This is a genomic window from Nonomuraea sp. NPDC023979, assembly GCF_040639085.1.
GTDB classification, from domain to species: Bacteria; Actinomycetota; Actinomycetes; order Streptosporangiales; family Streptosporangiaceae; genus Nonomuraea; species Nonomuraea ceibae.
Map to the genome: position 1 here is coordinate 324,691 of NZ_JBEZZG010000005.1, position 23,764 is coordinate 348,454.

Below are 23,764 nucleotides of genomic sequence, written 5' to 3' on the forward strand. Positions count from 1 at the left end.
CCGCGTGACCGCCCCGGGGCGTCCCCGGCGAAAGTCCTCGCCTGCCCACGACTTTCGTAGGGGGTGCCGTGCCGCGCTCTCTGCCGGTTTCACCCGTTTCCCGCCAGGGCAGACACCTCACGATCCCCCACCGCACGCGAAGGGGGAGCGTCATGACCGGCCGCGACGAGGAACGACGCTGGGAGTCGCTGAGCCCGTTCGAGCTGAAGGACGAGCTCATCGCCCTGGCAGGCGAGAGCCAGCGCGAGAACGCCGTCACGATGCTGAACGCCGGCCGAGGCAACCCCAACTGGATCGCCACCGAGCCGCGCGAGGCGTTCTTCCTGCTGGGCCAGTTCGCCGTCACCGAGTCCAGGCGCACCTGGTCGGAGTTCCCCGGCCTGGGCGGCCTGCCGGGCCGCGAGGGCATCGCCGGCCGGCTCACCGCCTTCCTCGGCGAGCACGCCGACCGGCCGGGCGCGAGCCTGCTGCGCGACAGCGTCGAGTACGGGACCGGGCGGCTCGGCTTCGACGCCGACGCGTTCGTGTGGGAGCTGACCGACGCCGTCACCGGCGACCACTACCCCGAGCCCGCCCGCATGCTGCGGCACGCCGAGCAGGTCGTGCACGCCTACCTGGTCCAGGAGATGTGCGGCGGCCGGACCCCGCGGCGGCCGTACGACCTGTTCGCCGTCGAGGGTGGCACCGCCGCGATGTGCTACGTCTTCGACACCTGCGTCATCAACGGCCTGCTGCGCCCCGAGGACACGATCGCGCTGATGACGCCGATCTTCTCGCCCTACCTGGAGATTCCGCACCTGGAGCGCTACCGGTTCAAGACCGTCGAGATCCAGGCGGCCAAGACCAACCGCGCCGGCCTGCACACCTGGCAGTACGACCGGTCCGAGCTGGACAAGCTCGCCGATCCGTCGGTGAAGGCGCTGTTCCTCGTCAACCCGTCCAACCCGCCCTCGGTGATGCTGGCCGAGGAGTCGCTGGAGCGCATCGCGGAGATCGTCCGTACCTCCAACCCGGAGCTGGCGATCATCACCGACGACGTCTACGGCACGTTCGTGCCCGGGTTCCGGTCGCTGATGTCGGCGGTGCCGCGCAACACGATCGGCGTCTACTCCTTCAGCAAGTACTTCGGCGCCACCGGCTGGCGGCTCGGCGTCATCGCCGTCAACCAGGACAACGTCTTCGACGAACGGCTCGCCCGGCTGCCCCGGCCGGACCTGGACCGGCTGGCCGACCGCTACGGCACCATCAGCCTGCGGCCCGGCGACATCAGGTTCATCGACCGGCTGGTGGCCGACTCCCGCCAGGTGGCGCTCAACCACACCGCCGGCCTGTCCACGCCGCAGCAGACGATGATGACGCTGTTCGCGCTGTCGTCGCTGCTCGACGCCGACGGCACGTACCGGGACACCTGCCGCGCGGTCATCGCCCGCCGGCTGGACGCGCTCACCGAGGGGATGGGCGTGCCGATCCCCGACGACCCGCTCGCCGCCCACTACTACGTCGAGCTGGACATCCTCAGCTTCGTCCGGCGCACGTACGGCAACGAGTTCGCCGACTGGCTGCAGCTCACGTACGAGCCGGTCGACCCGGTCTTCCGCCTGGCCGAGAAGGGCTCGGTGGTGCTGCTGAACGGCGGCGGCTTCGACGGCCCGCAGTGGAGCGTCCGGGTGAGCCTGGCCAACCTGGACCACGACGCCTACCTGAAGATCGGCGGCTGGCTCAAGGAGATCGTCGACGGCTACAAGGCCGAGTTCGACGCGTCATGACCTGGCTGAAGGAGCTGCTGCGCGGCACGCCGGAGATGGCGCTGTTCGTGTCGCTGGCGCTCGGATACGCGATCGGCAAGGTCAGAGTGGGCGGGCTCTCGCTGGGCGGCATCGCCGGCACGCTCATCGTGGCCATCTTCGTCGGCATGTTCAGCGGCGTCACGCTGAGCGACCAGGTGAAGAACATCGCCTTCGCCCTGTTCATCTTCACGCTCGGCTACATGAGCGGCCCGTCGTTCTTCGCCAGCCTCAACCGCCGGAGCCTGCGCTACGGCTGGTTCACGCTGATCGAGGTCGTCGCCGTGCTGACGGTGACGACGCTGGCGATCCTGCTGCTGCGCCTGGACGTCGGCACCGCCGCCGGGCTGATGGCGGGCGGCGCCACCGAGTCGGCCGTGGTCGGCACGGCCACCGACGCGATCTCGCGGCTGCCGCTCCCCGCTGCCGAGATCCGGGCGCTCCAGGCCAACGTCGGCACCGCCTACTCCATCTCCTACATCTGCGGCCTGATCACGATCGTGCTGCTGACCAGCCAGATCGCCCCCGCCGTGCTGCGGTTCAGCCTCAAGGACGAGGCGGACAAGCTGTGGCGGCGCATCAGCGGCGGGCAACCAGGCGAGGACGCCACGACGGCGCTGCCCGGCGTCGTCGGCCGCGCCCAGCGGGTGACCGCCGCCGCGGGCAGCACCGTCGCCGAGGTGGAGACCGCGCTCGGCGGCAGCGCCACCGTGGAACGCGTGCGGCGCGGCGACCGGAGCATCGACCTGCGGCCCGGCACCGTGCTCGCCGACGGGGACGTGCTCGTGCTGTTCGGGCGGCGCGAGGACCTGGTGCGCGCCGACGACGTGGTCGGCCCGGAGGTGTCCGGCACCGGCGCCCTCGACCTGGAGCTCGACCAGGCCGACGTGCTGCTGACGCGCAAGGACTTCGCCGCCGCCCCGCTCGGCGACCTGCGGCGCGAGATCCCGGCCGAGCAGCGGCACGGCGTCTACGTCACCGGCATCACCCGCATGGAGCAGGGGCTGCCGGTGCAGCCGGGCACCACGATCAACCCCGGCGACGTCATCCGCGTCACGGGGGCCGGCAAGGACGTGCGCGCGTTCGCCGGGCGTTTCGGCGTCCGGCTCGACCAGAGCGTCAAGGCCGACTTCATCTTCATCGCGCTCGGCGTCATCCTCGGCATGCTCATCGGGAAGATCACGGTGCCGCTGGGCGGCATCCCGCTGTCGCTCGGCACCGGCGGCGGCTGCCTGCTGTCGGGGCTGCTGTTCGGCTGGATCCGCGCCAGACGGCCCACCATCGGCCAGTTCGACTCCGCCGCCGCCACGGTGATCAAGAACCTGGGGCTGGCCACGTTCATCTGCGCGGTCGGCCTGTCGTCGGGGCCCGCGGCCGTCGCGCTCGTCGGCAAGTACGGCATCTCGCTGCCGATCGCGGGCGTGCTCGTCACGCTCGTCCCGGCGACGGTGTCGCTGCTGGTGGCGTTCAAGGTGATGAAGCTGGCGCCGCCGCTCGCCCTGGGCGCCGTCGCCGGTCAGCAGTGCTCCACCCCGGCGATCACCGCCGTGCAGGCGCAGGCCGGCAACAGCACGCCGCTGATGTCGTACACGATCGTCTACGCGCTGTCGAACGTCGTGCTGCCCCTGCTCGGCCCCATCGTGGTGGCCCTGGCCCACGCCATCACCGGCTAGCGGCCCTGACGACCTGGACGCGGTAGTGGCCGTCGGCGTCGCGGTGGGCGCCGTGGATGTCCGTGGCCAGGGCGGGGAAGGCGCGGTCGAAGTCCTCCAGGGCGCGCAGGTACGTCATCAGCGGGCCGTCGGCGGGGCCGGTCGCCTCGCCGGGCATCAGCATCGGGATGCCCGGCGGCGTCACCACCACCGTGGCCGCCGCGATCCGGCCCGGCAGCTCGGCCAGCGTCACCGCCTCGGTGCGGGACCGGATCATCGCCTGGTAGCAGTCGGCCGGCGTCATCACCTGCTCGGGCAGCCTGGTGAACACCTCGTCCAGCAGCTTGCCCACCCCGGAGTCGCGCAGCTTCTCGTGGACCAGCGTGCAGAACTTCTGCAGCGACACCGTCGCGGGCCCGAGGCCCGGCAGCACCTCCGCCAGCGGCAGGTCGTCGTCGTAGGCGTTCTTGAAGTCGGTGAGCGCGTCGATGAGCGTGCCCCACTTGCCCTTGGTGATCCCCATGGAGAACAGCACCAGCAGCGTGTGGTCGCCGGTCTTCTCCACCACGATGCCGCGCCGCGCCAGGTAGGCGGCGACGATCCGGGCCGGGATGCCCCAGTCGAGCGTGCCGGTGACGGCGTCGGCGCCCGGGCAGGTGATCGTCACCTTGACCGGGTCGAGCAGGGAGTAGCCCGCCGACATGCCGTCGAACCCGTGCCACGCCGCCCCCGCCTCCATCGTCCAGCAGGACGGCTCGGCGCACAGCAGCGCCGGATCGGCGTCGGCGAAGGAGTGCACCTGGCCGGTGCGCGGGTCGGTGACGGCGGAGGGCTGCCAGACGCCGAAGAACCAGTCGGAGCGCTGCCCGTCCTCGCGGATGCGGTCGGCCAGCCGCACCATCGCCTGCCGGAACCGGACCGCCTCGACGATGGCCTCCCCGGTGAGGAACGGCCCCGCCGGGCCGTCCATCATCGCCGCGGCCACGTCCAGCGAGGCGATCAGCGGGTAGAGCGGCGAGGTGGAGGCGTGCATGAGGTACGTCTCGTTGAACGCGTCGTAGTCGACCGGGGCGCGCTCCGACGGGCGCACGTGCACCATCGCCGCCTGCGACAGCGCGGCCAGCAGCTTGTGCGTCGACTGGGTGGCGAACACGGTGGGCCGGCCGGGTCCGGGCAGCGTGCGCTCGTCGATCGCCATGCCGTAGCGGCCGGCGTAGAGCGGGTGGAACCGGGCGTAGGCGAACCACGCCTCGTCGAAGTGCAGCCGGGGCACGCCGGCGCCGAGCAGTTCGCCGACGCGGACCGCGTCGTAGCAGACCCCGTCGTACGTCGAGTTCGTGATCACCGCGTAGGCCGGGTCGCCGTCGGCGAGCGGGTGGGCGGTGATCCGGGCGCGGATCGCGGGCGGCTCCAGCGCGGCGGGCGGGATCGGGCCGGCCAGCCCGAGGCCGTTGCGCTCGGGCACGAGGTAGACCGGGCGGGCGCCGCTGATGGCGAGCGCGTGCTGGACCGACTTGTGGCAGTTGCGGTCGATCAGGACGGTGTCGTCGCGGGCCATCGCGTGGTGGCCGACGACGCGGTTGGCGGTGGAGTTGCCGTTGACCACGAAGAACGTGCGGTCGGCGCCGAAGACGCGGGCGGCGTTGCGCTCCGCCTCGCCGATGGGGCCGGTGTGGTCGAGCGGTGAGCCCAGCTCGCCCACGGAGATCGACAGGTCGGTGCGCAGCAGCCGTTCGCCGTAGAAGTCGAAGAACGCCCGTCCCACGGGCGACTTGAGGAAGGCGACGCCGCCGGCGTGGGCGGGGGTGTGCCAGGAGTAGCGGTGGTGGTCCTCCAGCCGGCGCAGGGCGGCGAAGAACGGCGGCAGGATCTTCTCGGAGTATTCCTCGGCCGCGTGGGCGATGCGCCCGGCGATGAACTGCGGCGTGTCCTCCAGCGGGAACACGTAGCCCTGGATGACCTCGTACACCCACAGGGGGAGCTCCTGCTCGTGCGTCATCAGGAACACTGGCAGGCCGCGGAAGCGCCTGCCCACCGCGCCGAGCAGCTCCTCCGCGCCGGGCGCGTCCCAGGCGGCGAGCACCGCCGTCAGCGACGCGTCCGAGCTGACGACCGCCAGGGCGTCGGCGGCCCGGTGGGTCCAGCGCACCTGGAGGCCCTCCTCGGCCATGGCGGCGCACACGCGGCGCAGCTGCTCGGCGAGCGCCGAGTCGGCGTCGGGGCGTTCGGTGACGGCGGCGAGGACGGTTCGCTCCATGTGGCACTCCCAGGGGGCTCGGACGGCGGCTCCCGGCCGCCGGGCGGCGGCCGGGAGCGCTCTTACGGGGTCAGTCGGCGCAGATCGCGAAGACGCTGATGCCGACGTCGTTGTAGCCGTCCTGGCGGCCGAGGCCGATCCAGCCGCGTCCGTCGTCGGTCGGGAACGAGCCGACGAGGATCGCCCGGTTGCCGCGGGCCTCGGCGCCGCCGCCGAGAACGCGCTTGGAGCCGGGGCAGTAGAGGGTGCGCCGCTGGAAGTTGGGCACGTTCGCGTTGGGCAGGGTGACGAGCTGGTAGCCCGGCGGCAGCGCCGACGCGGCGGCGGCGGTCTGGGCGGTGGCCGCGGTGACGGTGGCCGTCGCCGGGGCGGCGGAGGCCAGGCAGGCGGTGGTGGCGAGGGCGGCGAGGCCGGTGAGTGCCACTCGGTTGAGCTTCATACGGGCTCCGTTCGGGTTTGCGTCCTCGGCGCACGCGCATGGTGCGGGATGGGGGACCGGGGACGGCGTTCGAGGGTACACGTGCAGTATTGGCGCAACTACGGAGCGTGTCGATGGGAAATCTCGTTCGAGCCCAGGTCGTCCGCTATTTATCTCGGAGTCCATAAATAGTCATCGTTCTTCCTCTTGCGGTGATGATCTCGATATCGGATGATCCAGGTGGCGGCGGCTGAGCCGGGCCGAGATATCGTGCAGACCATTTTTAGTGACCGCGCGGAAGGACCCCCCATGCGCAGACTGATCCCCCCGATGGTGGCCGCCCTGGCCCTCGCGGCATTGACGGCGCCGGCGCCCGCGGCGGCCGACCCCGGCGCCAGGCCCGCCGCGTACCGCCTCGACTGTGACGGTCAGGCTCCCGGCAGCTCGTGCACGGTCGTGGCGAGCGGCAAGAGCCGCCCGAACCACGTGCAGGAGTTCGTCGCCACGGTCAGGACCGGCGAGCAGGTGTGGGCCCGCGACACCATCTACACGCGCGAGGGCCAGGCCCGCACCCGGCCCTTCCCCCTGCCCGCCGGGAACGTGACCGTCGACGTCTCGGTCACCTCCATGCCGGAGAAGAAGGCCGGCACGCCACTGCGCCTGATGGCCTGGAACCTCTTCGTCGGCGGCACCATCAACCGCCAGGAGACGACCGGCGACAACCTCAAGCAGATGATCGAATACCTCAACGAGGTCAACCCGGACATCCTGTTCGTGGTCGAGGGGTACGGCTCGGGCCAGAAGATCCTGGAGGGCCTGAACGCCGGCCGGGCCGAGGACGACCGGTTCTCCGCGGCGCAGCTCACGCACCCCGAGGACTACAGCGTCAACGGCGACAACCTGTGGATCTACACGAAGCTGGACATCCAGAAGGTCTACCCGCGTTACGCCGACGAGGAGATCTCCTCCTTCAACCTGGGCGGCGCCCGCCTCGGCCTGCCCAACGGGCAGCACGTGCACGCGTTCAGCGTGTGGACCTGGCACGACGGCTACGCCTTCGGCGACACCCACGACGCGGCCGTGCAGAACACCCACGGCCTGCCCCGCACCAAGACGACCGAGCAGATCCTCGACGCCGACCGGCTGCGCCGCGTCGCCATGGGCAAGTCCATCCTGGAGAAGGCGATCCCGTCGTTCGTCGGCGACGACGACGCCCCCGTGCTCATGGGCGGCGACCTCAACGCCCAGTCGTACCTGGACTGGACCGACCAGTTCGCCGACGCGCCCGGCCACGGCGGCGTCGTGCTCCCGTGGCCGTACACGAAGATGTACACCGAGGCGGGCTTCGTCGACACCTTCCGCCACGCCAACCCCGACGCCGGCCTGTACCCGGGCCGCACCTGGAGCCCGCTGAGCGGCTTCGGCGCCGTGCCCGCCCGCATCGACTACGTCTTCGCCAAGGGCGAGGACGTGCGCATCCTCGGCTCCCGCTCCGACGTGCGGCGGCTGCCGCGCCACCGCGACAGCTGGCTCGACCGGCCGTACCCGTTCTACTCCGACCACGGCGCGGTGATCACCGACGTGGTGATCCGGGGCAAGGGCACCGGCCCCGACCGGCCGATCGTCAGCGAGGAGCCGGGCAAGGGCCGCGAGATCTGGCCCGCCCCGCCGGCCGGCACCCGCGTCCCGCCGGCCGAGCTCAGCGCCACGGCGAGCACGTTCAAGCCCGGCGCCGGCGACCCGGTCCGCGCGGTCGACGGCAACCTGACCACGGACTTCCACTCCTACTACCCCGGCCCGCCGCCGCAGCCCCACCACATCACCGTGGACCTGGGCAGGGTGCGCGAGCTGTCGGCGGTCCGCTTCCAGCCGAAGCTGCGCGTCAACATGAACGGCACCGTGCTGGAGGGCATGGTCCAGGTGAGCGACGACGGCGAGACGTTCCGCGACGTCAAGCGCGTCGAGTGGCCCAAGATGACCGCGCCCAACGACGTCGACCTGACCGGCGTCTCCGCCCGCTACATCCGGCTGCGCGCCGACTACGGCATGGGCGGCGCCACCGCCATCGCCGAGATCATCCCGTACGAGGTCGCGCGCTGACTCACCGGCTCACCGGGTTCTCCTGCTTCATGTGCGCCAGCTTCGCGGGGTTGCGCACCGCGTAGAGCCCGGTGATCAGGCCGTCGTCGATGCGCACCGCCATGACGGTCTCCAGGCGGCCGTCGACCCGGATGATCAGCGCGGGGTGGCCGTTGACCTGCGCGAGGTCCAGCGTGGCCGTCGCGGGGATGCGGTCCAGCAGGCCGGACACCGCCTCGGCTCCCACGACGGGCGTCAGGGAGGCCCGGACGACGCCGCCCCCGTCGGTCAGGAGGACGACGTCGGGGGAGAGGATGTCGAGCAGCCCCTGCAGGTCGCCCGTCCGGGCCGCGCGCCGGAACGCCTCCAGCGCGCCCCGGATCTCGGCGGGCGAGGTGTCGCCGCGCGGGCGGCGGGCGGCCACGTGGGAGCGGGCCCGGTGGGCGATCTGCCGCACGGCGGCCGCGCTCTTGCCGACGGCGTCGGCGATCTCGTCGTAGCCCACGTCGAACACCTCGCGCAGCACGAACACCGCCCGCTCGGTCGGCGTGAGCGTCTCCAGCACCAGCAGCATCGCCATCGAGACGCTGTCGGCCAGCTCGACGTCCTCGGCCACGTCGGGCGCGGTCAGCAACGGCTCGGGCAGCCACGGCCCGACGTACGACTCCCGGCGGCGGCCCAGCGTGCGCAGCCGCTTCAGCGCCTGCCGGGTGGCGATCCGCACCAGGTAGGCGCGCTGGTCGCGGACCGTGTCAAGATCGACGCCCGCCCAGCGCAGCCAGCTCTCCTGCAGCACGTCCTCGGCGTCGGCGGCCGAGCCCAGCATCTCGTACGCGACCGTGAACAGCAGGTTGCGGTGGGCGACGAACGCCTCGGTGGCGGGATCCGCGCCGGTGCGGCCGGTCGGTTGCTCATTGCGTTCGCTCATCACTGTCCCTGCCCGTTCGTGTGCGGTGCTGCGTCCATACGATCCCGGCCACCACGCCCGTGTGACACCTCCCCGCAGTGACACAGGTCACATCCGCCGGGCTGTCACAACGATCAGCCCGCCGGGATCTCCTGCTCGTCACCACCTGGACCGGCGAGCGGGCCCCCGTGGAACGCCGCCCTGGCCCGCCGGCCCTCACCGGACGAAAGGATCATCATGAACGCAGCACTCGACACCCTCCGCCGCGACTTCGGCGGCGCCGTCATCGAACCCGGAGCGCCTGAATACGCCGCGGCCAGCCGGTCGGTCCTGGTCACGGGCAGCCCCGCCTACGTGTTGCGCCCCGAGAGCACCGGTGACGTGCGGGCCGGTGTCGCGTTCGCCGCCGCCTCCGGGCTGGTGCTGTCGGTGCGGGGCGGCGGCCACGCCTTCGCGGGCTTCGGCACCAACGACGGCGGCGTCGTGCTCGACCTGAGCGGGCTCGACGCCGTCGAGGTCGTCGACAAGGACCGCCACCTGGTCCGCATCGGCGGCGGCGCCACCTGGGGCCAGGTCGTGGACGCGCTCGCCCCGCACGGGCTGGCGATCTCCTCAGGCGACACCAGGAGCGTCGGCGTCGGCGGGCTGACGCTGGCGGGCGGCATCGGGTGGAAGGTCAGAAAGCGCGGCCTCGCGCTGGACAACCTGGTCGCCGCCGAGGTGGTCACCGCCGACGGGCAGATCGTGCGGACCGGCGCCGAAGAGCATCCGGAGCTGTTCTGGGCCATCCGGGGCGGCGGCGGCAACTTCGGCGTCGTGACCGCCTTCGAGTTCGCCGCCCACCCGACGACGGAGGTCTTCTACGGCAAGATCGCCTTTCCTCCGGCGGAGGCGGCCGCCGTCCTCCAGGGATGGGCCGACCACCTGCGCACCGCCCCCGAGGAGCTGACCTCCATCGTGGAGCTCGCCAGCCCGCTCGCGGGCGGCCCGGACGCGCCGGTCGAGGTCCGCGTCGCCGTCGACGGCGACGACCCGGCCCTCGCCGCGCGGGCCCTCGACCCGATCCGGGCGCTCGGCACCGTGATCGCCGACGACGTCACGCTCAGGCCGTACGCCGACACGCTGGTGGAGGGGCTCACCCCGCCGCCGGGCATCCGGCTGGTCACCCGCAACGGGTTCGCCGGCGGGGCGTCGCTGTCGGAGGTGCTGCGCGTCCTCGCCGGCGCCGCGGCCAGGCCGGGATCGCCGTTCATCGCCGTGCGCGCCGTCGGCGGAGCGGTGGCCCGCGTGCCGGCGGACGCCACCGCCTACGCCCACCGGCAGGCGGAGGTGATGGTGGTGACCACCGTCGCGGGCCCGCAGCCGGTCGTCGAGGCCGCCCTGCCGGGCCTGGACGCGCTCTGGGACGAGCTCGGGCCGCACGTCGGCGGGGCCTACGCCGCCTTCCTGGCCTCCGCCGCCGAGGAGGACGTGGCCGCGATCTACCCGGACCGGACGTACGGGCGGCTGGCGGCGGTCAAGCGGCGCTACGACCCCGGCAACCTGTTCTCCCGCAACCACAACGTGCGGCCCGATCAGACGAGGTAGTCGCGCAGCGCCGTGGCGCGGCCCGGGTGGCGCAGCTTGCTCATCGTCTTGGCCTCGATCTGCCGGATGCGCTCCCGGGTGACGCCGTAGACCTTGCCGATCTCGTCCAGGGTCTTCGGCTCGCCGTCGGCCAGGCCGAAGCGCAGCGCGATCACGCCGGCCTCCCTCTCGGTGAGGCCGTCCAGGATCTGCCTGAGCTGGTCGCGCAGCAGGTCGAGGCCGACGGCGTCGGTGGGGTCGAGCGCCCCGGCGTCCTCGATGAGGTCGCCGAGCTCGGTGTCGCCCTCCTCGCCGAGCGGCGTGCTCAGCGAGACGGGCTCGCGGGCGTAGCCGCGGATCTCCTCGACCCGCTCCGCCGTCAGCTCGACCTGCTCGGCGATCTCCTCGTCGGACGGCTCCCGGCCGAGCGACTGGAACAGCTCGCGCCGGGCCCGCGCGACCTTGTTGATCAGCTCGGTCATGTGGACGGGGATGCGGATCGTCCGCGACTGGTCGGCCAGCGCCCGGCCGACGGCCTGCTTGATCCACCAGGTGGCGTAGGTGGAGAACTTCAGCCCGAGCCGGTGGTCGAACTTCTCCACCGCCCGCATCAGCCCCAGGTTGCCCTCCTGGATCAGGTCCAGGAAGGGCAGGCCGCGCCCGGTCTGGCGCTTGGCGATGGACACGACCAGGCGCAGGTTGGCCTCGATCATCCGGTCCTTGGCCAGGCGGCCGTCGGCGGCGATCCACTCCAGGTCGGCGCGGTCCTGCGGGGACAGCGCGTCGCCGTCGCGGTCGAGGCGTTCCTGGGCGAACAGTCCGGCCTCGATGCGCTCGCCGAGCGCGACCTCCTGCTGGGCGTCGAGCAGCCGGACCCTGCCGATGTTCTTGAGGTAGTCCTTGACCTGATCGGTGGTTGCGGCTGCTGTCATACGGGCCTCCTGGAAGTAAACTTGCGACGGTGGTAAGATTACGTTGAAGGCATTCCATCGTCAAGAGGAAATTTATGTCCGACGTAAAAATCTTCGGCCTGCGGGAGCAGAAGAAGCAGGAGACCCGCCAGGAGATCTCCGACCAGGCCACCCGCCTCTTCATCGAGCAGGGCTTCGAGGAGACGACGATCGCCGAGATCGCCGACGCGGCGCGGGTGGCCAAGAAGACCGTCACCAACTACTTCCCGCGCAAGGAGGACATGGCCTTCGACCACCATGAGCGGTTCGTGGCCGCGCTGGCCGAGATCGTGGCGGGCCGGGAGCCGGGCGAGTCGGCGCTCGCCGCGCTCCGGCGGGTCTTCCTCGACGCCGCCGCCCGGCACGACCCGATGCTCGGGTTCACCCACGGCGGGTTCGGGCGGATGATCGTGGACTCGCCGACGCTGGTGGCGCGGCTGCGCGAGCTGATGGAGCAGCGGGAGGAGGCCCTGGCCTGCGCGCTCGCCGAGGAGACGGGCGACACCGGCCCGGTGCCCCGGCTGGTGGCGGCGGCCATCGCGAGCCCGTACCGGGTGCTGCTCGGCCAGATCATGGAGCTCACGCTCGACGGGCTGGACAACGCGCGCATCGCCGAGATCGTGACCGAGTCCGCGCGCGAGGTGTTCGACCTGATGGAGCCGTCGTTCGGCGGCTACGCGGTGCGCTGATGCCCGGCTGGACTCTCCCCCCGGGGGAGACCCCATGCTGCCGGTTGTGAAGGAGAACCCGCATATGACCGTCGTCGAAGGGGTCGAGGCCCGCGGCATGCAGCACTGCGAGACCACGGCGCTCGGGGTGCTGCTGCGCCACCAGGGGATCGACCTGTCCGAGCCGATGCTGTTCGGGCTCGGCTCGGGCCTGTCCTTCGTCTACTGGGACGCCAGGAACATGCCGTTCCCGTTCCTCGGCGGGCGCATCAGGCCCTTCGAGCTCACCCGGAACCTGGCCGCCAGGCTCGGCCTGACCCTGGAGGTCAAGGAGACCGCCTCACCGCGCCGCGCCTGGGCGAACGTGTCCGCGCCGATCGACGCCGGGCAGCCGGTCGGCCTCCAGCTCGACAGCTACCACCTGGACTACTTCCGGACGAAGGTGCACTTCGGCGGTCACGTCGTCGCCATGTACGGCTACGACGAGCGGCAGGCCCACCTGATCGACACCGCCCAGCAGGGCGGCGCCGTCCGCACCGGCCTGGAATCGCTGGCGGCGGCGCGCGCCGAACGCGGCCCGATGACCGCCAGGCACCGGTCCTTCACCATCACCGCGCCGGCGGGCGCGCCCTCCTGGCGGGACGGGATCGTCCCCGCGATCAGGGCCTGCGCCGACGCCTTTCTCGCCGCCCCCATCGCCAACCTCGGCCACCGGGGCATCGAGAAGGCCGCCCGCCAGGTGCCGGGCTGGCTGCGCCGCACCGCCGAGCCCGGGCGCGACCTGCCGCATGCCGCCCTGCTCATGGAGAAGGCCGGCACCGGCGGGGCCCTGTTCCGCGCCCTCTACCGCGACTTCCTCGCCGAGGCCGCCGCGTCCGTCGGCGACGGCCGCCTGCGGACCGGCCACCGGCTCTACGCCGAGGCCGCCACCCTGTGGACCGAGGTCGCCGCGCGCATCGCCGAGGCCGGGGAGCAGCGCGACGCGGCCCGCCTCGAACAGGCCGGCGCCCTCCTCCTCGACCTCTCCCGCATCGAGCGCGACGCCATGCTCGCGCTGCGCGAGGTCACCGGCAGGGCTGGTACGGCCGGTCCTTGAGCGACAGGTCGGCCGCCTTCTTGATCGAGTTGAACGAGGCGGCCACCGCCTTGCGGCAGAACGACGCCGGCGACAGCCCGTACTCCACGTGGAAGACCGGCTTGCCCGCCTTGACGAACGGCTTCAGCTCCCCGCACTCGTCGTAGGAGAAGCACGACTCGTTGACCGCGAAGTCGAAGTACGGCTCCAGCTCGGCGGCCTGGCTGAGGTTGTTCTTCAGGGCCGCCGCCAGGCCGTGCTTGTGCGCGATGGCGGCCAGCGCGCGGTTGTAGGTGAGCTGGGTTGCGGCGCTGATGTTCCAGCCGGTGACCGCGCGGCCCTCCTCGTGGGCGTTGACGACGTCGAACTCCACGCCGTCGAACCCGGCCTGCGCGCACTTGGCGACCCGGGCCTCCATCATCTTGAGCAGGAAGTCGCGCTGGCCCCTGTCGTTGTTGATGTTGGCCCAGCGCTCGTCCGGGAAGTCCTCGCTGAACGGCTTGCCCAGCAGGGAGCCGCCGTTGCGCTTGTGCCAGTCGGCGAACTGCTTGTAGTCGGGCCGGTAGTCCTCGATCGACCCGGCGTCGACGTAGCAGACGGCCTTGGCGCCGCGCGCGTGGATGGCCTTGACGGCGGCGGTGTTGACGGTGGAGTTGTCGCCCGCCACGTCGCCGTCCACGTACAGGTCGATGTCGAAGACCGTCGGCCGCACGCAGGCGCCGCCGCTCTGCGGCTTGACGCAGATGTCGACGTCGATGCCGCCGGTGGCCTTGTGGCGGGGGTTGCCTTCGAGCTGGTACTGCCAGCGGCTCTCCAGCGGCGGACGCCAGATCCCCGCCTCAGCGGAGGCGGCGGCGGCCGGCGGGGCGAAGGCCGCGACGCTCGCCGTCGCCAGCGCGGCGGACGTGGTCAAGCGCGTCAGGAGCGCTCGGGTGCTGACCAAGCTCGTCACCTCTTTCGTGAGACCGACCAAGATCATACGGGTCCACGGAAGAGGAGAACGCGGTCATGCCGGACACCGGGGTCAGGCGAGGGCGGCCTTCACGAGCGGAACGACCTCCTCGGCGAAGCGCCGGACCTGCTCCACGCTCTGCCGCTCCGGCCAGAACACGAAGGCGGTGAACGGTTGCTCCGTGGCGAGCCTGACCAGCTCGGCGGCCCAGCCCTTCGCCCCGGCGCGCAACGGGTCGGCGCCGGTCGTCAGCTTCGGGCCGCCGCCGCCACCGCCCGCCTCGACGGTGCCGACGAGCTGGGCCATGCGCATGATCGACGCGGGGTCGCGGCCGGCCTCCCCGGCGGCCCTGTCGACGATCCGGTTGCACTCGGGCCACCGCTCGTACGGCAGGTAGGAGGGGATCGGCGCCGCCCAGCCGTCACCGACGCGGCCGGTGAGCGCGAGGCTGCGCGGCGCCTGCGCGCCGATCCACACGCCGACCGGCGGCGTGCCCGCCGAGCCGCCTTCGACCCCGTCCACCCGGTAGTGGTCACCGGCGAAGGCGACGCGCTGCCCGGGCGTCCACAGCCCGCGCATGATCGTGACCGCTTCCTCGAGCGCCGCCAGCGCCTCGCCGGGCGAGCGCCTGGGCACGCCCATCGTGGTGATGGCGTCCCAGTAGCCGCCGCTGCCGAGGCCCAGCTCGAACCGGCCGCCGGACAGCACGTTCAGCGTCGCCGCCGTCCGGGCGAGCATGGCGGGCGGGCGCAGCGGCAGGTTGGCCACGTCGGGGAACACGCGCAGGCGCGTCGTGCGGGTCAGCAGGTGCCCGGCGAGCGCGACCGCGTCCAGGAACTGCCCCACGTACGGATGGTCCTGGACGCCGACGAGGTCGAGCCCGCTCCGCTCGGCGGCGTCGGTCACCTCGTGGGTGAGAGAGACGTCATAGGTGGGGGTCAGCGAGACCCCGAAGACATGTTCGCTCATGGTCATCGCACCGTACACCGGCGTCCCGGGGCGGCTCATCCGCTGAAAAGCTCAATGCGCGCCGGGGCCTCGCGCCGGGCCGCCGGGGGCGGGAATTAGGCCCCCGAAAAAACTCTGCATATCGGAATTCGGTGAAGCGATTAACCTGACTGAACGCTTGACTCGCCATTATGCGAAGTGTTCCATTGTCGGTGCGAGATGTGATCTTCCTCGTGTTCCCCGAAATCGAACCAGGCGCTCTCCCGATCGGGGAATGCCGTACGTCGACAGAAAGGCACACATGCGCATCACATTATTACGCAGCGTCAAGGCTTTCGTCGCCGCCTCGGCGACGGCGCTCACCATGGCGGCGGCGCCCGCCGGGGCCTCCTCCGCCGAGGAGCCGCAGTTCGCGGAGATCGCCCGCCAATATCTGCAGGACCGCGCGACGCGGCTGGTCAGCGACGCCCCCGCCCGCACCCTCACCTCGGTGCCCTCGACCGGCGCGCTCGCCGACCGGCTGACGCGGGAGGCCGCCGCGATCGACGAGCGCAGGCGGCTGCTGCGCGAGGCCAACGGCGGGCACAAGCAGGCGGACGTCCAGGTCGCCGAGGTCGCCACCACACGGGACGGCGAGACCGTCGAGCTGCGGGTGGCCGAGCGCACCAAGCTGTACTTCGCCCGCCCCCTCGCCGACGCCCCCGCGTTCGAGGAGTACGCGCTGAACCACCGGTTCGTGTTCGAGCGGCAGGGCGCCCAGTGGGTGATGCGCGACGCCCGGCCCGAGCTGGCGGCGGGCGAGCTCGCCCCCGACACCCAGCCGCAGGCGGCACGCGCGCCGAAGACCTCCCCGAAGGCCACCGCGCCCGCCGGCCGCGAGCCGTCGTCCGTCGACCGGCCCCGCAAGGGCGCCGCCGTGGCCCCGGACAAGCTCGCCCGGTCCACCGAGGCGGCCCTGGCCTGGGATTACACGGCCATGCTGAACTACGCCAACACCTACTGGGACACCTACAACCCTGACTACCGCACCTACGGCGGGGTCGGCGGCGACTGCACCAACTTCATCTCCCAGATCGTCACCGCCGGAGGCTGGACCGAGGTCGGCTCCTGGCCCGACAGCCGCTCCGACAACGCCAACTGGTTCTACGGCGACTACACCTGGACCACCAGCTACACCTGGCCGGCCGCCGAGAACTGGTACTGGTTCGCCCAGCATGAGTCGGCCAGGACCACGTACCTGGGCAATGTCTGGGACATGCTGACCACGGACGTCCTCCAGGTCGACTTCGACCGTGACGACAACATCAGCCACTCGCTGTTCGTGACCGACCGGTCGAGCGACGGCGAGCTCTATCTGACCTATCACTCCAACAACACGCACAACAAACCGCTGAGCAGCTTCCTGGCCGCCAACCCCGACGCCTGGTACTACGCGCACCGCACCTGATCGCCGCTCCCGGGACCCATTTCCAGAATTATGCTCGCCCCGGAGAAGAATCTCCTGAACATGGAAGAATATCGCCGATCAATGCCGGAATCAGGAGGTGGGTCCCGAATGGCATCCCGTCGTGGCGCCATTGTCGCGCTGGCGATTCTGGCCGCCGGATGCGCGGCGGGCGCCGGGCACGGCGCGTCCACGCCGAGGGCCGCGGTCGACGCGTACATCGCCGGGCTCAACGCCGCCGACTCCGCGGCGCTGGCGCGGCTGGCGCCGCCGGGCAACGACGCGCGCGGCGACATCGCCCGGCGGCTCGCCGCGCACGGCGGCCAGGAGATCCGTCTCACGTCGGCCGACCTCGCCGACGACATCAGCCCCGACGTCGTCAACGCCCGCCTGGCCGGGCGCGGCGCCCGGGGGGCGTACCGGGAGCGGCTGACGGTCACCCGATGCGAGGAGTCCTGGTGCGTCGTGCTGGGACAGGCCCCGTCGAGCCGCCCCACATCCGACACATCGCGATATTCCTGACATTTCCTGACTGCTGGGTGAAAGGAACCCAAGCAGCGGGAAGGGAGCATCCCAGAGCGACCCGTGCCGCCTGCAGTGATGGAAGGGAGTGCCGATGCTCGACGAGAACGCCGTCCACGAACACGTCCGCGGCATCTGCTTCAAGACCGGCCCGCCCGGACTGGTCGGGGTCGAGGCCGAATGGCTGATCCACGACCTCGGCGCGGCCGGGACCCGCGTCCCGCTGCGGCGCCTGGCGGCCGCCGTCGAGGCGGCCCACCCGCTGCCCGAAGGCAGCCTCGTCACCTACGAACCCGGGGGCCAGCTCGAACTGAGCACCCCCGCCAGGCCCGGCCCCGCCGCCGCGCACCACGCGCTCGCCGCCGACCTGCGCCACCTCGACCGCCACCTGGCCGACGCGGGGCTGACCCGCGACGGCTGCGCCCTGGACCCGCGTCCCGCCGCCCGGCGGCAGCTCACCGACCAGCGCTACGTCGCCATGGAGTCGTACTTCGACAGCTTCGGACCGGCCGGGCGCGCCATGATGTGCTCCACCGCCTCCCTCCAGGTGTGCCTGGACATCGGCCACGACGAGGAGCAGGCGCGGGCGCGCTGGCGGCTGCTGCACCGGCTGGGCCCCGTGCTGCTGGCCGCGTTCGCCAACTCCCCGCTGTGGCGGGGACGGCTGACGGGCTGGCGCTCCACCCGGCAGGCCATCTGGCAGGCGCTCGACCCCTCGCGGGTCACCCCGGTCGCCTCCGGCGGCGGCGACCCGTGGACCGCGTGGGCGCGCTACGCGCTCGACGGCCGCGTCATGGCCGTCCGCAGGAACGACGGTCCCTGGAAGGTGAACCCCGGGCTGCGCTTCCGCGACTGGCTGCGCGACGGGCTCGACGGCGGCCCCACCCTGGACGACCTGACCTTCCACCTGAGCACGCTGTTCCCGCCGATCCGGCCGCGCGGCTGGCTGGAGCTGCGGATGATCGACGCGCTCCCGGAGCCGTGGTGGCCGGTGCCCGTCGCCGTCGCCGCCACGCTGGCCGACGACCCCGTGGCCGCCGACCGGTGCGCCGAGGCCGTGGAGCAGCTCCCGCCCGGCCGGTGGACCCAGGCGGCCCGCCAGGGGCTGGCCGACCGGGCGCTCGCCGTCGCCGCGCTCGGCTCCTTCACCGCCGCCCGCGACGCGCTGCGGCACGCCGAGCCCGCGCTGGCGTCGCTGGTCGACCGCTACATCGAACGATACGTCGAACCCGGCCGGTGCCCGGCCGACGATCTCATCAGCGAGGTGCGCACGTGACCGAGGAAGACCGGATCAAGGAACGCGTCGCCGTCGAACTGACGTCGGCCCGGCGGCGCAGCCTGGGGCTGACCGTGGACGTCCTGGAGTCGCCGGAGCTGGTGGCCCAGCACTCCCCGCTGATGTCGCCGCTGGTGTGGGACCTCGCCCACATCGGCAACTACGAGGAGCAGTGGCTGGTGCGCGCCGCCGCCGACGACGACCCGCTGCGGCCCGACCTCGACCACCTGTACGACGCGTTCGAACACCCGCGCGCCGACCGGGTGACGCTGCCGCTGCTGCCCCCGGCCGAGGCCAGGACCTACCTCGACGAGGTGCGCTCGCGCGTGCTCGGCTCGCTCGAACGCGTCCGCCTGACCCCCGACAGCCCGCTGCTGACCGGCGGATTCGCGTACGGGATGGTCATCCAGCACGAGCACCAGCACGACGAGACCATGCTCGCCACCCACCAGCTCCGCCAGGGCGCCCCCGTGCTGGAGGTCCCCGGCCAGGCCGCCCCCTTCCTCGCCCCCGAGGCGCCGGAGGTGCTCGTGCCCGGCGGCCCGTTCGAGATGGGCACCACCGACGACCCCTGGGCCTACGACAACGAACGGCCCGCCCACCAGGTGGACCTGCCCCCGTACTGGATCGACGCCCACCCCGTGACCAACGCCGAATATCTGGCCTTCATCGACGCGGGAGGCTACGAGCAGCCCCGCTGGTGGCACGAGAAGGGCCGGAGCCGGCTCGCCAGGACCGGCAAACGCGCCCCGGCGTTCTGGCAGCGGACCGGCGGCCAGTGGGTGCGCCGCCGCTTCGGCCGGATCGAGCCGCTGCCGCCCGACGAGCCGGTCCAGCACGTCTGCTGGTACGAGGCCGACGCCTACGCCCGCTGGGCGGGCAAACGGCTGCCCACCGAGGCCGAATGGGAGAAGGCCGCCCGCCACGACCCCGCCACCGGCGCCTCCCGCCGCTTCCCCTGGGGCGACGGCGAACCCGGCGACCACCACGCCAACCTGGGGCAGCGGCGGCTCGGCCCGGCCCCGGCCGGCTCCTACCCCGCGGGCGCGTCCGCCCACGGCTGCCGCCAGATGATCGGCGACGTGTGGGAGTGGACGTCCACCGACTTCACCGGCTACCCCGGCTTCCGCGTGTTCCCGTACAAGGAGTACTCCCAGGTGTTCTTCGGCGCTGAGTACAAGGTGCTGCGCGGCGGCTCCTGGGCCACCCACCCCACGGTGGCGCGCGGCACGTTCCGCAACTGGGACTACCCGATCCGCAGGCAGATCTTCTGCGGGTTCCGCTGCGCGAGGGACGCCGGCTGAATGTGCCGCCACCTCGCCTACCTCGGGCCGCCCATCGGGCTGCACGAGCTGCTGTACGCGCCGCCGCACTCCCTGCTCACCCAGTCGTACGCTCCGCGCAGGCAACGCCACGGCCGGGTGAACGCCGACGGGTTCGGCGTGGGCTGGTACCACCCCGGCCGCGACAACCCGGTCCGCTACCGCCGCGCCATGCCGATGTGGGCCGACGCCTCCTTCACCGACGTGGCCCAGGTCGTGTCCTCCACCTGCGTCGTGGCCGCCGTCCGCGACGCCACCCCCGGTTTCCCCGTCGACGAGTCCTGCGCCCAGCCCTTCACCAGCGACCGCTGGCTGTTCAGCCACACCGGCGCCGTCACCGGCTACGCCGCCGTGGAGGAACGGCTGTGCCGCGAGGCCGGACGCCAGGCGCCCGACGCCCGCGCGCCGGTCGACTCCGCGCCCCTGTTCGGCCTGGCCGTCCGGCTGTGGCGGCAGGGACGGCCGCTCGACGACGCCCTCGCCGCCGTCACCGCCTACGCCCGCGGCCTCGCGCCCGGCCGTTACAACCTGCTCGCCACGGACGGCGTCCGGCTGGCGGCCACCGCCTGCGGCGACGGCCTCTACCTGCGCCGGACCGGCCAGGCCGTGCTCATCGCGTCCGAACCGTACGACGACGGCCCCGGCTGGACGGAGATCCCCGACGGATCGCTCGTCACCGCCGGCAGCGCCGGAGTCACCGTCCGACCACTTCAGGAGACCTCATGCCTCAACCTGTGATCGAGCGCCACCTGACCGCCCGCGACCTCGTCGAGTCGCTGCGCCGCGACGTCCGCGACGGGCTCACCGGGCCCGTCAGGAGCGTGCCGCCCAAATGGGGGTACGACGAGCGCGGCAGCGAACTGTTCGAGCAGATCACCCGGCTGGGCGAGTATCACCTCACCCGCGCCGAACGCTCCATCCTGACCGCCAGGGCCGCCGAGCTGGCCGCGCTCACCGGCGCCGACACCCTGATCGAGCTCGGCGCCGGATCAGGGGAGAAGACCCGGCTGCTCCTCGACGCGCTCGGCGACGCCGGGCACCTGCGCAGCTACGTCCCGGTCGACGTCAGCGGCGACTTCCTCGCCGACGCCGCCCGCCGGATCGGCGCCGACTACCCCGGCCTCTCGGTACGGGCCATCGTCGCCGACTTCGAGGGCGACCTGGGCGTGCTGCCCGACGAGGGCCGGCGGCTCGTCGCCTTCCTCGGCTCGACCGCCGGCAACATGTCGCCCGTCGAACGGCTGTCCTTCTACTCCCGCCTGCGCACCGCCATGCGCCCCGGCGACGCCCTGCTGCTCGGACTGGACCTGGTGATGGACCCCGACCGGCTGGACGCCGCCTACGACGACGCTCTCGGCCTCAGCGCCGAGTTCAACCGCAACCTGCTGCACGTCATCAACCGGGAGCTGGACGCCGACTTCGTTCCCGACCTGTACGAGCACGTCTCCCTGTGGGACCCGGACGCCGAGTGCGTCCGCAGGCGGCTGCGCGCCAGCACCGACCAGCAGGTCCTCATCCGCGACCTCGACCTGGAGGTGCGCTTCGCCGCCGGGGAGGAGATCGACACCGAGATCTCGGACAAGTTCCGGCGCGGCGAGGTGCGCGAGGAGCTGCGCCTGGCCGGGTTCGACCCGGTCCGCTGGTGGACGGACCTGCCCGGCGACTTCGCCCTCTGCCTCGCCGTCCCCTCCCCGGAGGCCGCGCGTCCGACAGGCTGAGGGCAGGTCAGCTCACGGCCGGGGCGGGCGGGTCGCGGTGAGGCGGGCGCGCAGGGCCGCCTTGACGCCGGGCCAGTCCTCGGCGGTCGCGGCGAACATCGCCGAGTCGCGCAACCTGCCCTCCTCGCCCGGCGCCCACGACACCGACCAGGAGCGCAGCACGCCCTCGAACGGGATGCCGAGCCGTTCGAGGGCCCGGCGGCAGCGGGCGTTGCGGGCGTCGGTCTTGAGGTCGACGCGGGCGACGCCGAGCGTCTCGAAGGCGTACGTCATCAGCAGCAGCTTGGCCTCGGCGTTGATCCCGGTGCCCTGCGCCGAGGCGGCCAGCCAGGTGAACCCGATCTCGATCGCGCGCAGCCCGGGCCGGTCCGGCCGGCCGCGCGGATCCCACAGCCCGGTGCATCCCACCGGCCTGCCGTCGGCGACCCGTACCTGCCCGAACGGGGTCAGCCCGGCGCGGCCGAGCTGGGCCGCCACGTAACCGGCCATCTCCGCCGCCCGCGGCACCAGCGTGAACCCGTACGACGACCGCTCCTCCTCGGCGGCCTCCGCCAGGCCGGCCACGTGCCGCGTGTCGAGCGGCTCCAGCCGTACGAGGTCACCGGCCAGCACGGGGACGTCGAGCCGCATGGGGTCTCCCTTTCCGGGTCAGGGGCGCAGATCATGCCATCGCCGCCCGGGACGCCGTCAATCGGCGGGACGCGGGGTGAGGCCCGCGGTGACCAGGTCGATGAGCAGGTCGAGGACCCTGGTCTGGAGATCGGGGTCGCCGAGCCGGTCGGCGAACATCGGCACCACCAGCACGCACTGGAGCACCCCGATGACCACGGCGGGCTCGGCGGCGACGAGCTCGCCGTCCGCCTGCCTGGCCGTGACGTACGCGCCCAGCGCGGTCGCCGGGTTGCTACCAGGCGGCGTCCGGCGACACGCTGCCGCGCGGGAGGTCGCCGCGGTCGATGCGGACCGAGCTGGTCGTGCCGTCGCGCAGGTCCAGCCGGTGCATCCGCCAGGCGTGCGTGAAGAGCAGGTGGCGGCCGGTGCCGTCGACGTCGAACCGCATGGCGAGCGAGGCGCCCTTGGGCGGCTCCGGCTTGGCGAGCAGCGCCGGGACCCCGCCGTCGGCGGGGATGCGCTCGACCGCGTAGCCGACGGCGTAGACCAGCGCGGCGCCGTCGGGGGTGTACGCCACCGACGTCATGGGCGGCACGCGCGACGCCGGTCTGAGAATCCGGGTGGCGGCGAACAGATCCGTCTCCGGGCTGGTCAGGTCCAGGACGCCGAGCCCCTGGGGCGACGACACGACGGCGAGGCTACGCCCGTCCGGCGCCCACGACAGGCCGGTCACCAAGGCGTCGCCGGAGTGCCAGTCGCGCCGCCTGCCCGTGGTGACCTCCACGACGGACACGACGCTCCCGCCGGGCACCAGGTCGGCGAACGCGAACCGGCTCCCGTCGTGGCTCAGCGCCAGCGCCGGCACGACCCCGGGCACGCGCGCCCCGGTGTCCGGCACCAGCTCGGGCGCGCCGGGCCGGCCGTCGTCGCCGAGCCGGACCCGGAAGAAGCGGGTGCCCGCCGGGCTGGTGCCGGAGAACAGGAACGTCCGGTTGTCGGGCGCCGCAGCCCCCAGCTTCCACGACGACTCGACCCCCGGCGGGAGCGGCACCGCCGCGATGAACCTGCCGGTGGCGGCGTCGTGGACGGACGGGGGCACCGGCGTGATGACCGCCTCCTTGGACCCCTCCGGGAAGCGGGCGGCCGGCAGGTTGGCGGCGACGAAGAAGCGCGGCGGCCCCGTCACCGGCAGCGCCGCACCGGTCGCCGACGCCTCGGCCAGCGACGACACGAGGGCCGGCTTGCCCGGCGGCGTCATCGGGGACGACATCGGCGGCGACCCGGAGGGCCGTACCGGGGGCGACCCGGAGGGCCGTATCGAGGGCGCTTCGGAAGGGGACGCCGCGAGGTGCGGTGTGCCCGAGGGGCCCGTGGGCCCGGTCGGGGGAGTGGGCGGCGCGCTGGGGAGCCCGGCCCCATCCTGTGCGGCCCCGTCCTGCGCGGCGGCGGGCAGGAGGGTGACGCGCCCGGAGCCGGGCTGCTCCCCGCACCCGCCCAGGCACGCCAGCACGAGTAACCCCGACATGGCGACCGCCGCGCGCGAAAGCATGTGTCGATCATCAGCCGCTCCCGCGTGGCCGTCAAATCCCTGGGAGGCGGGAATCGCGACAAGAC

General features: G+C 72.6%; 21 protein-coding genes. 12 read left to right on the top strand and 9 right to left on the bottom strand.

From position 1 onward, the window contains the following. Positions 1–152: 152 nt before the first annotated feature. Together AB0G11_RS13135 and aspT are read left to right on the top strand one after the other, a co-directional pair. On the top strand, positions 153–1,766 hold the full coding sequence (locus tag AB0G11_RS13135) for a bifunctional aspartate transaminase/aspartate 4-decarboxylase (RefSeq protein ID WP_357585823.1): 1,614 nt from the start codon (positions 153–155) through the stop codon (positions 1,764–1,766). Next, complete coding sequence (aspT, locus tag AB0G11_RS13140) at positions 1,763–3,457, top strand: aspartate-alanine antiporter (protein ID WP_357585825.1); 1,695 nt, start codon at positions 1,763–1,765, stop codon at positions 3,455–3,457. Before AB0G11_RS13135 ends, aspT begins: the two co-directional genes overlap by 4 nt. Here the strand turns inward: aspT and AB0G11_RS13145 are convergent. After that, complete coding sequence (locus tag AB0G11_RS13145; RefSeq protein ID WP_357585827.1) at positions 3,447–5,693, bottom strand: Orn/Lys/Arg decarboxylase N-terminal domain-containing protein; 2,247 nt, start codon at positions 5,691–5,693, stop codon at positions 3,447–3,449. The genes aspT and AB0G11_RS13145 overlap by 11 nt on opposite strands. 70 nt (positions 5,694–5,763) lie before the next feature. After that, positions 5,764–6,132: a hypothetical protein gene (locus AB0G11_RS13150; RefSeq protein ID WP_357585829.1), complete on the bottom strand. Its 369-nt coding sequence runs from the start codon at positions 6,130–6,132 to the stop codon at positions 5,764–5,766. Positions 6,133–6,420: 288 nt separating this feature from the next. Between AB0G11_RS13150 and AB0G11_RS13155 the strand changes: the two genes are divergently transcribed. After that, entirely contained in the window at positions 6,421–8,211 is a 1,791-nt protein-coding gene (locus AB0G11_RS13155; RefSeq protein ID WP_357585831.1) for a discoidin domain-containing protein, read from the top strand. Position 8,212: 1 nt separating this feature from the next. On the opposite strand, the gene AB0G11_RS13160 is transcribed toward AB0G11_RS13155, so the two are convergent. Continuing rightward, positions 8,213–9,118, bottom strand: a complete 906-nt coding sequence (locus AB0G11_RS13160; RefSeq protein WP_219514834.1) for an RNA polymerase sigma-70 factor — start codon at positions 9,116–9,118, stop codon at positions 8,213–8,215. A gap of 216 nt (positions 9,119–9,334) precedes the next feature. Between AB0G11_RS13160 and AB0G11_RS13165 the strand changes: the two genes are divergently transcribed. Next, complete coding sequence (locus AB0G11_RS13165; protein ID WP_357585833.1) at positions 9,335–10,684, top strand: FAD-binding oxidoreductase; 1,350 nt, start codon at positions 9,335–9,337, stop codon at positions 10,682–10,684. Here AB0G11_RS13165 and AB0G11_RS13170 read toward each other — a convergent pair. Beyond that, the gene (locus tag AB0G11_RS13170) at positions 10,672–11,595 is read right to left on the bottom strand and encodes an RNA polymerase sigma factor (RefSeq protein ID WP_357585835.1); all 924 of its coding nucleotides are present in this window, start codon (positions 11,593–11,595) and stop codon (positions 10,672–10,674) included. The two genes, AB0G11_RS13165 and AB0G11_RS13170, sit on opposite strands and share 13 nt — an antisense overlap. Before the next feature lie 74 nt (positions 11,596–11,669). Between AB0G11_RS13170 and AB0G11_RS13175 the strand changes: the two genes are divergently transcribed. Both AB0G11_RS13175 and AB0G11_RS13180 read left to right on the top strand, forming a co-directional pair. Further along, positions 11,670–12,302: a TetR/AcrR family transcriptional regulator gene (locus AB0G11_RS13175; protein WP_357585836.1), complete on the top strand. Its 633-nt coding sequence runs from the start codon at positions 11,670–11,672 to the stop codon at positions 12,300–12,302. 64 nt (positions 12,303–12,366) lie between these two features. After that, complete coding sequence (locus AB0G11_RS13180) at positions 12,367–13,377, top strand: BtrH N-terminal domain-containing protein (RefSeq protein ID WP_357585838.1); 1,011 nt, start codon at positions 12,367–12,369, stop codon at positions 13,375–13,377. Here the strand turns inward: AB0G11_RS13180 and AB0G11_RS13185 are convergent. Beyond that, the gene (locus AB0G11_RS13185; RefSeq protein WP_357585840.1) at positions 13,346–14,299 is read right to left on the bottom strand and encodes an endo alpha-1,4 polygalactosaminidase; all 954 of its coding nucleotides are present in this window, start codon (positions 14,297–14,299) and stop codon (positions 13,346–13,348) included. The genes AB0G11_RS13180 and AB0G11_RS13185 overlap by 32 nt on opposite strands. Before the next feature lie 81 nt (positions 14,300–14,380). Beyond that, positions 14,381–15,277, bottom strand: a complete 897-nt coding sequence (locus tag AB0G11_RS13190) for an LLM class flavin-dependent oxidoreductase (protein WP_357585842.1) — start codon at positions 15,275–15,277, stop codon at positions 14,381–14,383. Positions 15,278–15,557: 280 nt separating this feature from the next. Here AB0G11_RS13190 and AB0G11_RS13195 point away from each other — a divergent pair, with 280 nt between their 5' ends. The 6 genes from AB0G11_RS13195 to egtD all read left to right on the top strand — a co-directional run bounded on the left by AB0G11_RS13195 (position 15,558) and on the right by egtD (position 21,538). After that, on the top strand, positions 15,558–16,703 hold the full coding sequence (locus AB0G11_RS13195) for an amidase domain-containing protein (protein WP_219514810.1): 1,146 nt from the start codon (positions 15,558–15,560) through the stop codon (positions 16,701–16,703). A 108-nt stretch (positions 16,704–16,811) separates the two neighbouring features. Next, entirely contained in the window at positions 16,812–17,222 is a 411-nt protein-coding gene (locus AB0G11_RS13200; RefSeq protein WP_357585844.1) for a hypothetical protein, read from the top strand. A 94-nt stretch (positions 17,223–17,316) separates the two neighbouring features. Further along, the gene (gene egtA, locus AB0G11_RS13205; protein ID WP_357585846.1) at positions 17,317–18,498 is read left to right on the top strand and encodes an ergothioneine biosynthesis glutamate--cysteine ligase EgtA; all 1,182 of its coding nucleotides are present in this window, start codon (positions 17,317–17,319) and stop codon (positions 18,496–18,498) included. Then, a complete protein-coding gene (gene egtB / locus AB0G11_RS13210) occupies positions 18,495–19,802 on the top strand; it encodes an ergothioneine biosynthesis protein EgtB (protein ID WP_357585848.1) in 1,308 nt (435 codons plus the stop codon). Before egtA ends, egtB begins: the two co-directional genes overlap by 4 nt. Then, positions 19,803–20,558, top strand: a complete 756-nt coding sequence (gene egtC / locus AB0G11_RS13215) for an ergothioneine biosynthesis protein EgtC (RefSeq protein ID WP_357585850.1) — start codon at positions 19,803–19,805, stop codon at positions 20,556–20,558. Continuing rightward, entirely contained in the window at positions 20,543–21,538 is a 996-nt protein-coding gene (gene egtD, locus AB0G11_RS13220) for an L-histidine N(alpha)-methyltransferase (RefSeq protein WP_219514785.1), read from the top strand. Before egtC ends, egtD begins: the two co-directional genes overlap by 16 nt. A 12-nt stretch (positions 21,539–21,550) precedes the next feature. On the opposite strand, the gene AB0G11_RS13225 is transcribed toward egtD, so the two are convergent. The 3 genes from AB0G11_RS13225 to AB0G11_RS13235 form a co-directional block, all read right to left on the bottom strand. After that, on the bottom strand, positions 21,551–22,168 hold the full coding sequence (locus AB0G11_RS13225) for a GNAT family protein (RefSeq protein ID WP_357585852.1): 618 nt from the start codon (positions 22,166–22,168) through the stop codon (positions 21,551–21,553). Positions 22,169–22,225: 57 nt separating this feature from the next. Then, positions 22,226–22,366 carry a hypothetical protein gene (locus AB0G11_RS13230; RefSeq protein ID WP_219514781.1) on the bottom strand — a complete coding sequence of 47 codons (141 nt, stop codon included), beginning with the start codon at positions 22,364–22,366 and terminating at the stop codon, positions 22,226–22,228. Positions 22,367–22,442: 76 nt separating this feature from the next. Beyond that, positions 22,443–23,699, bottom strand: coding sequence for a hypothetical protein (locus AB0G11_RS13235; protein ID WP_357585854.1), 1,257 nt, complete (start codon positions 23,697–23,699; stop codon positions 22,443–22,445). Positions 23,700–23,764 lie beyond the last annotated feature (65 nt).

Coding starts and splice junctions, on each gene's coding strand:
- AB0G11_RS13135 (WP_357585823.1), top strand. CDS start 153: ATGACCGGCCGCGACGAGGAACGACGCTGGGAGTCGCTGAGCCCGTTC.
- aspT (WP_357585825.1), top strand. CDS start 1,763: ATGACCTGGCTGAAGGAGCTGCTGCGCGGCACGCCGGAGATGGCGCTG.
- AB0G11_RS13145 (WP_357585827.1), bottom strand. CDS start 5,693: ATGGAGCGAACCGTCCTCGCCGCCGTCACCGAACGCCCCGACGCCGAC.
- AB0G11_RS13150 (WP_357585829.1), bottom strand. CDS start 6,132: ATGAAGCTCAACCGAGTGGCACTCACCGGCCTCGCCGCCCTCGCCACC.
- AB0G11_RS13155 (WP_357585831.1), top strand. CDS start 6,421: ATGCGCAGACTGATCCCCCCGATGGTGGCCGCCCTGGCCCTCGCGGCA.
- AB0G11_RS13160 (WP_219514834.1), bottom strand. CDS start 9,118: ATGAGCGAACGCAATGAGCAACCGACCGGCCGCACCGGCGCGGATCCC.
- AB0G11_RS13165 (WP_357585833.1), top strand. CDS start 9,335: ATGAACGCAGCACTCGACACCCTCCGCCGCGACTTCGGCGGCGCCGTC.
- AB0G11_RS13170 (WP_357585835.1), bottom strand. CDS start 11,595: ATGACAGCAGCCGCAACCACCGATCAGGTCAAGGACTACCTCAAGAAC.
- AB0G11_RS13175 (WP_357585836.1), top strand. CDS start 11,670: ATGTCCGACGTAAAAATCTTCGGCCTGCGGGAGCAGAAGAAGCAGGAG.
- AB0G11_RS13180 (WP_357585838.1), top strand. CDS start 12,367: ATGACCGTCGTCGAAGGGGTCGAGGCCCGCGGCATGCAGCACTGCGAG.
- AB0G11_RS13190 (WP_357585842.1), bottom strand. CDS start 15,277: ATGAGCGAACATGTCTTCGGGGTCTCGCTGACCCCCACCTATGACGTC.
- AB0G11_RS13195 (WP_219514810.1), top strand. CDS start 15,558: ATGCGCATCACATTATTACGCAGCGTCAAGGCTTTCGTCGCCGCCTCG.
- AB0G11_RS13200 (WP_357585844.1), top strand. CDS start 16,812: ATGGCATCCCGTCGTGGCGCCATTGTCGCGCTGGCGATTCTGGCCGCC.
- egtA (WP_357585846.1), top strand. CDS start 17,317: ATGCTCGACGAGAACGCCGTCCACGAACACGTCCGCGGCATCTGCTTC.
- egtC (WP_357585850.1), top strand. CDS start 19,803: ATGTGCCGCCACCTCGCCTACCTCGGGCCGCCCATCGGGCTGCACGAG.
- egtD (WP_219514785.1), top strand. CDS start 20,543: ATGCCTCAACCTGTGATCGAGCGCCACCTGACCGCCCGCGACCTCGTC.
- AB0G11_RS13225 (WP_357585852.1), bottom strand. CDS start 22,168: ATGCGGCTCGACGTCCCCGTGCTGGCCGGTGACCTCGTACGGCTGGAG.
- AB0G11_RS13235 (WP_357585854.1), bottom strand. CDS start 23,699: ATGCTTTCGCGCGCGGCGGTCGCCATGTCGGGGTTACTCGTGCTGGCG.